The sequence below is a fragment of the Acidicapsa acidisoli genome (assembly GCF_025685625.1).
GTDB lineage: Bacteria > Acidobacteriota > Terriglobia > Terriglobales > Acidobacteriaceae > Acidicapsa > Acidicapsa acidisoli.
The window spans coordinates 19,412-31,310 of sequence record NZ_JAGSYI010000004.1; the positions used below are offsets into that span (position 1 = coordinate 19,412).

An 11,899-nucleotide genomic window follows, 5' to 3' on the forward strand; every position below is an offset into this window, starting at 1 on the left:
ACTCAATGAATCACTTACTGGAGGGCGACGTGCCTGAACAAAATGACCACCATGGCCGCGAAACCGAAACCGCGCAGCCTATCACTGTCAACACCGAGAGGAAACTCGGACGCGGCCCAGTTATCTGCGTCATTCTTGCGGCTGTCGCGCTCGGGGCCTTCATTGTTACTGGCATTCGTACACGCGTTCACGCCGAAGAGACGTTGACGACAACTACCCGGCAGGATGCTGTCCTTTCGGTCGCCGTCACAACCCCGACCGCAGGCGCGGCTGCGCAGGAGATCACGCTGCCTGCGAACACACAGGCTTTCATCGATACGCCGATCTATGCCCGCACCAGCGGATATTTGCGCAAGTGGTACGCCGACATCGGCACTCATGTCCGCGCCGGACAGGTGTTGGCTGAGATCGAAACGCCAGAGCTTGACCAACAGGTGCAGCAGGCGCAGTCTGACCTAGCGGCGGCCCAGGCAAACCAGCAGATTGCACAGATCACCGCGGATCGCTGGACAAAACTGCTCGCTAAGAATGCAGTCTCCCACCAGGAGACCGATCAGGCAACGAGTGACCTCAACGCTCGCCAGTCTGTGCTGTCGGCGGCTGAGGCCAATGTACGGCGCTTGCAGCAGTTGCAGGGGTTCGAAAAGGTATATGCGCCATTCGATGGTGTGATCACCGCACGCAACATCGATATCGGAGCGCTGATTCAGGCGGGAGACATCAACTCCCCAAAGCTGGAGCTCTTTCATATGGCTTCGACGGACAAGTTACGCCTCTTTGTTCCCGTCCCTGAGGTATATGCCAACCAGGTACATAACGGCGATCACATCGCAGTCACCTCAGACGCGCTTCCAGATGCGAAGTTCACTGGCACGATCGTTCGCAATTCAGATGCGATCGACATCTCCAGTCGAACTCTGAACGTCGAGGTCGATGTCAGCAATGCGGAGCACAAGCTGTTCCCGGGTCAGTATGCGTTCATTCACCTGCCCATTCCACCCTCGAATTCGTCCATGACGCTGCCGTCAAACACTTTGCTGTTTCGCAAGGAAGGATTGCGTGTCGGCGTGGTACGTGACGGCCGTGTACAACTGGCTCCGGTGCAAATCGGGCAGGACTATGGGGCCAAGGTGGAGATTATTTCGGGGCTTGCTCCTGCAGATCAGGTCGTCCTCAATCCACCCGACTCACTCGCGCAGGGAGAACGCGTGAACGTCGAGAAGGGCGATGCGGAATGAAAAACGCACTGACCATCACGATTGCGCTGACACTGCTGCCTCTTTCCGGCTGCATGGTCGGACCGAATTACAAGACACCGGCCGCCATTACGGCGCCTTCGTTCAAGGAGGCGACGCCTGCATCCTTTGACGCAAACGATGGATGGAAGCCTGGCCAGCCAGGCGACACCAAGCTCAAGGGCGACTGGTGGACTCTATTTCAGGACGCGCAATTGAATGAGCTTGAGACTAAGGTCGACACTGCCAACCAGTCTCTCAAGTCGGCAGAGGCCAACTTTCGCGCTGCGCGCGCGCAGATAGGCTATGCGCGCTCATATGAAGCACCTACTATCGGCGTTGCGCCATCGGTATCCACAGTTCGCGACTCGGCGAATCAGCCTTACTTCCCCAACAATCTCGCAAACAACGGCGGGGGTAACTTCGCTCTACCAGTCGATTTGAACTACGAAATCGATCTATGGGGGCGAATTCGGCGCGGTGTGACATCGGCTCGGGAGCAGGCTCAGGCCAGCGACGCCGATCTTGAAAGCGTCCGGCTCAGCCTGCATGCTGAACTCGCGATCGACTACTTTGGATTACGCTCGGCAGACGCGCAGACAAAGTTGCTCGACGACACGGTGAAGGCCTACCAGGATGCAGTGGAACTTACCAAGGATCGCTTCGAGGGAGGCGCAGCGCCTCAATCGGATCTGGCACAGGCCAAGACTCAGCTCGATCAAGCACGTGTACAGCTTACAGACATCGAGGTGCAGCGTACGCAATACGAGCACGCCATCGCTGTGCTGATCGGTAAGCCTCCCGCGGAGCTTACACTCTTGCCGTTCCCACTTGACCCGGCCTCCCAGGTCATGCCGGATGTTCCCGGAGTGATGCCGGCCGCCTTGCTGGAGCGTCGCCCCGATATCGCCGCAGATGAACGCAGAATGGCTTCTGCGAATGAACAGATTGGTATCGCGCAGGCGGCCTTCTATCCTACCCTCTCGCTGAGTGCTATCGCTGGCTTTCAAGGGACGTCGGCACTCAACTGGTTCAATTGGCCAAGCCGCTTTTGGGCCGTTGGGCCTTCGCTTTCTCAAACCGTCTTCGATGCTGGCCGCCGCCGAGCCACAAAGAACATCACCGTCGCTCAATATGACGCTACGGTCGCAAATTATCGTCAGACAGTTCTCATTGCATTTCAGCAGGTAGAGGACAATCTGGCGGCGTTGCGCGTACTCGAGAACGAAGCGCAACAGCAGCATGAGGCCACCGCATCCGTGGAGCAATCCCTTGACCTCTTTCAGACGCGCTATGAAGGTGGCGTAGATACATATCTGCAGGTCGTTACATGGCAAACAGCCGCGCTTACTAATCAACGTAATGACCTGGATATCCTTCAGCGCCGTCTGGACGCGAGCGTACTTCTCATCAAGGCACTCGGCGGCGGGTGGGATAACTCACGTTTACCCAATCCCTAAACAACTGGCAGGAATGCACAGCAATCTGGTGGTGTTGGGCGAAGGAAACAAGGGTTTCATGTGTATGGAGATTCATTGCGCTTCATATCATTTAGGCCAAATCCACGTCACCATGTCTGTCTGGACCCATGCCAGATGAAGAGCTGCGGTTCTGGTTATGTGGATTCACAGAAAGGGATTTTCATGGATACATGCACATTGCAATACGGCATCAGTCGGAAGCTCCTTGCTGGAGCAACCGATGCGGTACTTGTTAAGGCGGCCAAGTCGGGAGATCACACAGCTTTTGCTCAATTGTGGGAGCGGCACTCGAATAAAGTATTTCTCACGGTCTGTCGGATCACGGGAAATCGAGACGATGCAGAAGACGTGCTTCAGGAGGCGTGGATGAAAGTCTATACCCATTTGAAAACATTTGTTGGCCGAGCGAGCTTTTCGACTTGGGTAACGCGCATAGCGATCAATTCGGCGCTTATGGCTCTACGCAGGAAGCGTGCTCATCCCGAGACGTCGATGGAGGTCTATGTCGGCGATGCCTGGCACTTCTTGGAGGTCGCAGACCAGACCAAAGACGTTGAAGAACTCTTTACAAGGCAGGAAAGCGCACAGCGCTTGAAACAAGCAATCCGCCGCTTGAGGCCGCGTCTGCGGAAGGTGGTCGAGATCCAGCAATTGAATGACCGGTCACTAAAGGAAACCGCCGATCTCGCAGGCATCACTGTTGGCGCAACGAAGTCTCGTTTGTTCCACGCTCGAATCTCTCTGCGTAAAGCTTTGCAGCGAGAGAGCAACGCTGCGCCACAGAGAGCGTCACCGTCGCTCAGTATTACGCGCGCTCGCAAAGTTGTGTGAATTGGTCCTCACAACAGTCCTACGAGCAAAGAACACGCTAGTAACATTGCGCGTAATAGAAAATCAACCGTAACAACAGCTTGGGCCATCGTATGGCAGATCAACCAGGTAGAAGTCTGTTCCCAATTGATTTCTCAAGCCGATGTTTGTTGGCCGTGCCCTATGTTACTTCATGGACGCACAAGTTCAATGCCGCCCTGAGTATACTGAAAGTCGTCGATCCAAAGCGATTGGATATTTACTAGAACGGAACGATGGACCTATCTACCATGACGTTAACAATTGGATTGTCAGGCGTACGGCGGATCTGAAGCATTTTTCCGATCACTACTTGGGCGAGAATGCCGGCCGCAATACAGTGCTGTCTTGCGATGCAGCGAACCAGATCGAGCACTTCGCGAAGCAAGAGGAAATCGATCGGGTCCTGATTCCAGGACTCATCAGAGCGTTGAATCTCACCTCCTGGGCGATTCATTGACAGCGAGAATTCTCGATCAATCTGCCGCTTCGGTGTGGATCACTGAATATGTGGAAGCTGTAGACAAGATGTCCATTGATAGCATTTTATGCGGTACGCATTTTGACCCAGATTTGACGCTCGAATTCCAGAATTGTCGGATTCTTCAAAAGGTGCGATCGCTTGCGAATGCCTTCCCAGCTACCTACTCCACGTAACCGCAAGGCAGAGTGAGCGCGGAACAAATATGAGTGACTTGAAAATGAAAGCAGGAGAGGTTGCAATTATGCCAAACGTAAACAGAGGCCGATGCAGAATCCTCGACATATCGGCCCCGAGTGCTCGTAAACCTTCCTCGAAGAAGTTGTCGTTTACGATCAGTTCATTGCTCAAACAACAGTCCTACTTCTCGAGTTAATCGACTCTGAGCCATGTCCACACTCTGGCTGATGCCACCGACTCCGTTGCTGCTTGGAGCGTCGACGTCGCAACGCGCGGCCCGCATTTAGAGTCCGCTCAGAGTCTTCGAAGCGAGGTGCAAGCGGTTCATTGACTGGCCTGCACGGTGACTACCGTGCGGCTCAGAATCGGTACTTGAAATGAATTACCCAGGAGATCGTTGAACATAATGGTGTTCTCCCCGATCAAGACCGCGAGGTCACGACCCGTTGCAGACGGCACGTTATCTATGCCGAACGGCGGTTTGTACACCGCGACATAAACGGCGTTGCCAACTTTCAAGGAAACCTCGTAGCTCGTGGTAGAAGGATCGGGGTCAGCGACTTGATCACAATGCACCGCAGTGATCGTGCCTGCTTGCCATTTGCTTTGAGGTTCGCCGGCAGTCTGCTCCTGTTGCCCGTCAGCCTTTTGCCAACTGGAATCGGGATCGTATCTCTTCAGGGCTTTGGCGAGAACATCGGTCTTCTTGCCGAGATCTTTCTGTAGCACCACTCCATCCTGGTTCACGATGAAAGTCATGACGCCAGAGGACCTGTATTCCGCCGGATAGGCCAGGAAAGCGAAACCCTCCGTCATCTTGCCGTGGACGATGTAAGATTTCGCGCCACCCGGGGCATTTTTCCCTGCTTCGTCAGGATATGGAAATAGTAACCATGGTAAGGGGTCGGAGGTCCGGCCTGACCCTTGGCGTAGCCTTCGGCGACGGCCGACGCTACCGACGGGCCGATTGGACTCTGAGGTTCGCCATTGGCGACCTTCCAATAAAGGCCGTTGTGCTGGCCTTCGTCGCTGAAGATCTTCCTTGCGTACTCGTCGTGCTGGCTGGAACGATATTCGTTTTCGGCCACCACGAGTTCCTGACAAACGCGAATCGCGGATATTTCATTATGGCCAATGCGTCGGAACAAGATTTCCTTTGCGCCTGCATCGGTGTCGAAGAACCATGAGTTATTTTTGTTGACCAGTGGTATGGGTGTGGGCCAGTTTCTGGCGCCAATAATTAAGATTGTGGTTCCACCCGGCTCTTTTGCAAGGCGGTGCATTTCCTTATATTTCTCGACGAAATTAGCCCGGCTCCGGGCGTCTTCGGTATCATCTTCGGACCTGACGATTTGCTTATTGTCAGGTCCGAAGATAACGAGCAATTCCCTTTCGTTGTTACTCTGCAGTGCCGTGAACAGTGCATTGCTGGCTTCTTCCGGCGATGAAAATGTCTTTTGGCCCGTCTGCTACGCCATGGAAGGGCTGGGAGAGCACCCCGCCAAAAGGATCGCCAGTGCTGTGAGTTGCGAAAGGCGGGTGCAATGAGATGTATAGATGTTCAATTGTTTTCTCCACATAGGTCGATTCTCCATTTCAAACGTTTTCCTGCCAGGAGCATAACGAAGCGCAGTTATCGTCGCCCGCCACCGCCGTGGAACCCTCCGCCTCCACCGAAGCTTTCGCTTCCGCGTGACGAAAACCCTCTTTCCTCGCCGCCGTGCTCGTAACCGCCGAAGGCGTTCGAGCGGATATTGCTTTGACTGCGGGGTTCTGCATATCCTTGAGCAGCTCTGGTGTCTCCACCGAAAGGCCGGGGAGGTTCAACGGGATGGTTGTCAGTCTCCCGGCGGTCGAGGAGTTCAACGCCACCTTGGTGGAAGCCATTCCGGTTATAGAACGTCGTGCTGTTGGAGTGGAACCTGTTGTGGTAATAGAGCACGGACCGGCCGCGCCAATCGGCGTCCCAATGATTCCAGCCCCATCCATAGCCTCGGTACCAACCGGTTCCGAAGTGGGGACCAAAGTAGAGGTTTGGGCCGCCGAACCAGATTCCGGGATACGGATACCACCCCGGCCAAGCCGCTACGGATTCTCCATAAACCACCCATGGATCGTACGCCGGGACGTATACATCATCAGGGTTGGCAGGCTCAATGCTGATGTTCGAGCCTTGCGTCGTGACCGTCTCCTGCGGATCGGACTGAAGGTTGCCGGCCGCCTGCGCTTCCTGGCGCATTGCCTGCACCGCAGCCATCACGTCCGATTGCTGGTTGTAATAAGCGTCGCCTAAGGCCGAGGTCCAGGAGAGGTTCTTGTCCATGTTTCCAAGTACGGATGGAAATGCAGTGAGGGCCTTGATGCTCGGATCCCAAGGTTGCTGGTCCACAGCTTGTCCCAAAGCTTCACCCTGTAAAGCAGGATGCGCTTGCACCCATCTGTCGGCTTCGACCACTTGTTCGGGATAAGTGGACGCAGCCAGGATCTGCGGCAAAAGCGAATCCGGATAGAGCGCAATGGGCGCAACCAGCTGCTGTAACTGCCCGGGGTCCTGTTGGGCATCTTGTTGCTGCGGTGGTACGTACTGATCCTGACTGGCCAGAAGACTTTGCGGCGAAATAGCGAAGCACAAAGCCCACAACAACAGGGAAACCAGGTTCTGCTTACCTGATCGATGAGTTGAGAATCCAGCGGTACGCCGGAAAATATTCATGTTTTTGAACCTCCTCTGTGTGTTTAGGCGGATGGACATGGCTGCTTACTGACCCGCCCAGAGCTTTCATCCATTCATAACCACAAATTCTTGCCGGCATGAACGGGCGTCTCTCTGTTCAAATTCCGATCGCTTTGAGGTGTTTACAAGGAGGTCTGGCATCGCCGAAATGGGCACAGCCGCGCATGGCCGTTTCCGGCGAGATCCGGTAATGCCCTCGTGACTTCTTAGAACGCGGTGTGCAGCGGAGGGTTTCCATATCGAATCCGCTCGACGTTGGTAGCAACTACTTTAGCGATCATTTCAAACGAAGGCTCGGTGGCGCCTCCAACGTGTGGAGTTGCGATAACATTGGGCAGAGCCAGGACAGGATCATTCGTTGGAATTGGTTCCTGCCAGAACACATCAAGACCCGCTCCAGCAAGATGACCGCAGACAAGATGTGAATACAGTGCTTCTCCGTCTATGACACCACCCCGCGCAACATTGATGAGATAGGCACGGCGCTTGAGCCATGCCAACTCTTTAGCTCCGATCATGCCGCGCATCTCCTCGGTGTAGCGCATGCACAAAATGAGGATGTCGGTTGCTGCGAAAGCCCGTTCACGCTCCTCGAGGGAAAAACAGCGCGAGAGGCCGAACTCACTGACCTTCGAAGCGGTTGGATCTCGGGTTATTCCGATCAGATTCACTTCGAAGCTATGGAGACGCTTTGCAAGCGGTAACGCAATCGCCCCCAAACCGTAGAGGCAGACTGTGCGGCCGGCAAGCATCTTGCCAAGCGGCGTCCCATGCACCCCAGCACGCACATGCGCCTGTGCTTTGGGCAGCTCTCGCAAGAGTGACAGGATGAGTAGTATCGCGTGCTCCGCCACGGACTCGGCATTGCCTCCGGTTGCAGGCACATTCGCTACGTAAATCTCTTTCTTCTTCGCGCTCTCCAGGTCGATACATTCCAGACCGGTCCCCCACTGCTGAATCAATTGAAACTGGCCCGCTTCAATCTCTGCACATCCGATTCGCTGCATTTTAGGGATAACGATATCGACTCCGCTGAGTTTGGGGATAATGTCTGTCGCGGTACATGCGATGATTTCATCGTTGGCATCGGATGGGAGATGTTCTCGAAGGTACTCGGGAGCATCCGGAAAAGTGTTTCCACAAAAGAGAATACGCATCTACAAGGTCTCCGCTACTAAGAGTTGATCTGTGCCACCGGAATCTGCATTGGCACAAAAAAGTTGCTGGCGAGAACATAGTCGTATAGGTGACCGAGCGGCGCTCCAGGATGAAGCTGCAGAGCAGACACCCATCCGTCCGTATCAGTCCACCGCCAGTCTATGGTTGAGAGGTTTTGGATCGCTTGTTGGAGATCTCCTGAACGCATCGGATAGGCATATATGCGGACGTTTTGCGCCAGGAGGCGGGACAAAGCTTCAAGCAAGTTGCCAGCGAGTTGCGTGAAGCGATATTCCCATATGCGGACTAGAAGAGATAGGCCAACAATAAAGCGGACATGTTCCTTGGTATAGCGATTCACAAGAGCGGTCATGCTGTAAAGCTCTCGTTCCCGGAACAGCAATACTCCACCGCCACGCCTGTGAAGGGCATCTATACGCTCCAGCAGGTTAGTGATTCCCGGAGGCGAATCGATCTCTCGGAGCGGCATTGCCGAGAGGCAGAAGAAGCCGCTAGGCGCGGGATCGTTTTCATCTAACTCTCCGCGGAGTTGCTGAACCCCCGAGGCCAGCAACTGTTCATGGATTGCCGCATGAGTGGGATCGACGTGCTCGAACGATCCTGGCGCAAGCACAACGGCTCTTTTGTGGAGAACTTCGATAGGAGGTGCAGGCGGCCCACTTGATGGAAAGTAGACGGCTTCAGCAAGACCAGCGCGCACCAATTGAGCTAGAATCGCGCGCTGGTCCCACCCCTCGAAGGCAACCCCACGTACTTCCGCATAATCAATTTCAATACGTTTCTCGATTCCTTGAGCAACGTTCTCGAAGAAAGATTCTTTCATCTCCAATTGATAGAAAACACTGTAGATCAGGTTCACGCCCAGGATGCCAATAGCCTCTTGCTCAAGGGCGTTGGAAGGATCTCGCAGGTTGATATGAAGAACTATGTCGTTCGGTTGGCCGCCGGGTTGCAGCTGGAACCGTAGGCCGACCCAGCCGTGAGGCTCATTTGTTCCGGCGTAGTTGCGGGCAGAAATGGTATCAACGAAGGCAAAGAAGCGAGTATTCGATCCATGACTTTTGTTCAATTGGTTGATGAGCTGCTCCCATTCGCTATCCAGCATGGCTTCGAGGCGTTCTCTGGAAACGTAACGCGCACCAGAACCGTACAAATCGTCGCTGACCTCCTTGTCATACGCGGAGATCGATTTGGCAACTGTCCCGGAGGCTCCTCCAACTACCAGGAACCATCGCACCACTTCCTGGCCAGCGCCAATTTCGGCGAAGGAGCCGTAGCTGGTCGGATCGAGATTGATGCGGAGCGCCTTCTGATGAGTGTTGAGCTTTTCGTTGGATGCCATAGTACGTCTCCTCAGTGCTACAGATTTTGAGCCTCCATGCTTCGAGGCTTTGCAATAAAGTCCTTAAGTGCCAAGCAGCAGTTCCGTTACTTCCGCACTGTTTCCAGCTACCGCCAGGAACCTTAGTTTCATCGTGACCTCTATCAGTGGCATCGTTCATCCAATACGCTTCTTTCTCTCGCTGAGGCTCCGATGGATAGCTTCGCACTGCGAAGCATCGAAGTTTCGAGAAGGACGCAGAGTGCCAAGAAAATGTACGATCGCGGGTTTCATCGGTCGTCGTCTAACACTCTTCCAGGGAATACAGCGTAAGAGCCACTTGCAGAGTAGGGTGACGGATAAGAAGGTGAATAGTAAGATCACCGCTTTGATTAGGCAGAAAACGTACCAAAGAAGTTCCACATTCTCGCTTCCCATATTCCTCCTAGACGAAAACTTATTGAGCTGTCATTTCTAAATGGTGGTTGCGGTATTTAAGCTCTTGCTTGTCGGTGTCATCATGCTTTCTTCACTTCGGCTGACCAGCGTTGGGCTTCTTGCGCATATAAACAAGTGCACCGCCCTGCTCAAAACGAACCTCGTCCATCAAAGTCTTCATGAGATAAATCCCGCGCCCATGCTTTGCGAGCAGGTTCTCTGGAGCTGTCGGATCCGGTACTGCGTCGCTGTCAAACCCTTGTCCCTCGTCCTGAACCGTGATCGAATCCTCTCCACCTGTAGTGCAACGGCACACGACGTAAACGCGCTTGTCAGGGTCCTCTTGGTTGCCATGCACTATGGCATTTGCTAGCGCCTCATGCAGCGCTATCCCAATGTCCAGGCGGTCGAAGTAGCCAATCTCACTCCCCACCAGGCTTCGAGCCTTTGCAATGAAGTGAATGAGCCGTTCTACGAACGGCGAGATAGGCTGGATTTGACTCGGGAAAGACTGACGCAACTCAACAAAGAAAACGCCATGAGATATGCAAGGTACGAGACAGAGTGTGTGTGGTTGAGACATGTCTTCCAACTCCATTTGAGATTTGCAGACTTTGCTAGACCGTCACGCCATGCATATGCTTGATCTGCATTGTGCTGAGGTACGCGCTCGTGCGCGGCACCGACGATCCAGAGGGAGTCTAACGATCCACATGGTTCAAAGCGCCTCTCGGCAACCGCCTCCCCGCAAACATGCCGGAGAAAACGTCACTGCTATATGGATTCCTGAAGGGAGGAGAGGACCCGCACTTTGTTCCGAACACACATATCTGCAAAACAGATAGGAATATTGGAATAGCATTTTATTTATGGAGCTCAGACATCTGCACTATTTCAAAGCCGTCGCAGAGAACGGAAGGTTTGCGCGAACAGTGCGGGCTCGAGAACTCGCTGGACAACCCAAAAACCTTCTTTCCGAGCAATGCCGATTTACCGAATTGGTGAAACAGCGTCGCGGCCGTATCAACCAGGTTGTGGGCAAAAGGCGAGATCGCTTCTTTTGCTGCGTCCCGCATGTCAATCGGCTGGCATTAGGTTTTTCAACGACCTACAAGACCGCGGGGACTGCCTAAACACGCGGAAAACAGGCAAGACAGCAGAATTTATGGGTTGGGTTGTGGGTCGGCGAATCGTATGCTTCGCGAGAGTCGCTGACCAAGCGCGTTGATAAATACCGATCCCCTGCTCTTGCTACGAAACCATCCTCGATGAGGGCTTTAGCCTGTACGCGACAAATGAAAACTGACTGTCAGCCCGATTTCGCCATGAGCTTTCCTGTGGGCTTTTCGGTGGCTGATCCCGAAAGCACTCGCAAACTGCTACCCCCACAGTGCGTTGCGAAATTCGGTGGCCTATGCGACCGAGAGTAAACGGCTTCGTCTTATAGATTAAGTGGCGTACTTCAGGTGGATAGCTTGGGGATAATTGAGAAGAAAACTTGTGGCCTTCCGTGCCTTGGACCGGGTGGTTTTTCTTCTGGAGGTCGGTTTCGTGTCAAGTATCTGTATTCTGAACGCTGCTCTGGCAAATGCAAACGGTCTCCAAGTGGCGAATGGGTGACTGCTCTGCGCCGCACAGTATTGTAGTGAAGGTCGTGCAGCGCATCCTCGCTGAAGACCACGGCAAACCGGATTCAGAGGTGCTGAAACTCTATATTGCCGCATTGAACGCGACAGAGATCAGCCTCGTTGAGCGAACTCTCAATTGACGCGCCTTCCCGGATCACCGTCAGTCAGGCTCTCGCCCTGATCGGGCCCTATAAGAAGTTGCAACAATTATGACGCCAACGTGTCATTCCACTCATGGCGCGGCGCAGAACTCATCGTCTGCGATATTCAAAGTCGAGACTGTCACCGGCGCATTGAGGGCTATCGGCCTCGATATGGCGAGGAAGCGAGCAGAATTCCGGTTCAGAAACAGAGCGGCTCGGATTCCGGAGAG

Annotated in this window: 8 protein-coding genes and 1 pseudogene; 4 read left to right on the forward strand and 5 right to left on the reverse strand. The window is 54.1% G+C overall.

What is annotated here, in order from left to right; all coding sequences use genetic code 11:
* Nucleotides 1-29 precede the first annotated feature (29 nt).
* From OHL23_RS22090 to OHL23_RS22100, 3 genes are all read left to right on the forward strand, one after another.
* Entirely contained in the window at nucleotides 30-1,238 is a 1,209-nt protein-coding gene (locus OHL23_RS22090) for an efflux RND transporter periplasmic adaptor subunit (protein WP_263354162.1), read from the forward strand.
* Nucleotides 1,235-2,695, forward strand: a complete 1,461-nt coding sequence (locus OHL23_RS22095; protein WP_263354163.1) for an efflux transporter outer membrane subunit — start codon at nucleotides 1,235-1,237, stop codon at nucleotides 2,693-2,695. The genes OHL23_RS22090 and OHL23_RS22095 overlap by 4 nt, the downstream gene beginning before the upstream one ends.
* 135 nt (nucleotides 2,696-2,830) lie before the next feature.
* Complete coding sequence (locus OHL23_RS22100; protein ID WP_263354164.1) at nucleotides 2,831-3,547, forward strand: RNA polymerase sigma factor; 717 nt, start codon at nucleotides 2,831-2,833, stop codon at nucleotides 3,545-3,547.
* 1,003 nt (nucleotides 3,548-4,550) lie between these two features.
* On the opposite strand, the pseudogene OHL23_RS28995 reads toward OHL23_RS22100, so the two are convergent.
* From OHL23_RS28995 to OHL23_RS22130, 5 genes and pseudogenes are all read right to left on the reverse strand, one after another.
* Nucleotides 4,551-5,647, reverse strand: a pseudogene (locus OHL23_RS28995) (DUF2950 domain-containing protein).
* 212 nt (nucleotides 5,648-5,859) lie between these two features.
* Nucleotides 5,860-6,939, reverse strand: coding sequence for a DUF3300 domain-containing protein (locus OHL23_RS22115; protein ID WP_263354166.1), 1,080 nt, complete (start codon nucleotides 6,937-6,939; stop codon nucleotides 5,860-5,862).
* A gap of 227 nt (nucleotides 6,940-7,166) precedes the next feature.
* Complete coding sequence (locus OHL23_RS22120; protein ID WP_263354167.1) at nucleotides 7,167-8,117, reverse strand: 2-hydroxyacid dehydrogenase; 951 nt, start codon at nucleotides 8,115-8,117, stop codon at nucleotides 7,167-7,169.
* Between the two features lie 17 nt (nucleotides 8,118-8,134).
* Nucleotides 8,135-9,292, reverse strand: coding sequence for a hypothetical protein (locus OHL23_RS22125; RefSeq protein WP_263354168.1), 1,158 nt, complete (start codon nucleotides 9,290-9,292; stop codon nucleotides 8,135-8,137).
* A 697-nt stretch (nucleotides 9,293-9,989) separates the two neighbouring features.
* Entirely contained in the window at nucleotides 9,990-10,481 is a 492-nt protein-coding gene (locus OHL23_RS22130; RefSeq protein ID WP_263354169.1) for an ATP-binding protein, read from the reverse strand.
* Nucleotides 10,482-11,510: 1,029 nt separating this feature from the next.
* Between OHL23_RS22130 and OHL23_RS22135 the strand changes: the two genes are divergently transcribed.
* A complete protein-coding gene (locus OHL23_RS22135; protein ID WP_263354171.1) occupies nucleotides 11,511-11,666 on the forward strand; it encodes a hypothetical protein in 156 nt (51 codons plus the stop codon).
* Nucleotides 11,667-11,899 lie beyond the last annotated feature (233 nt).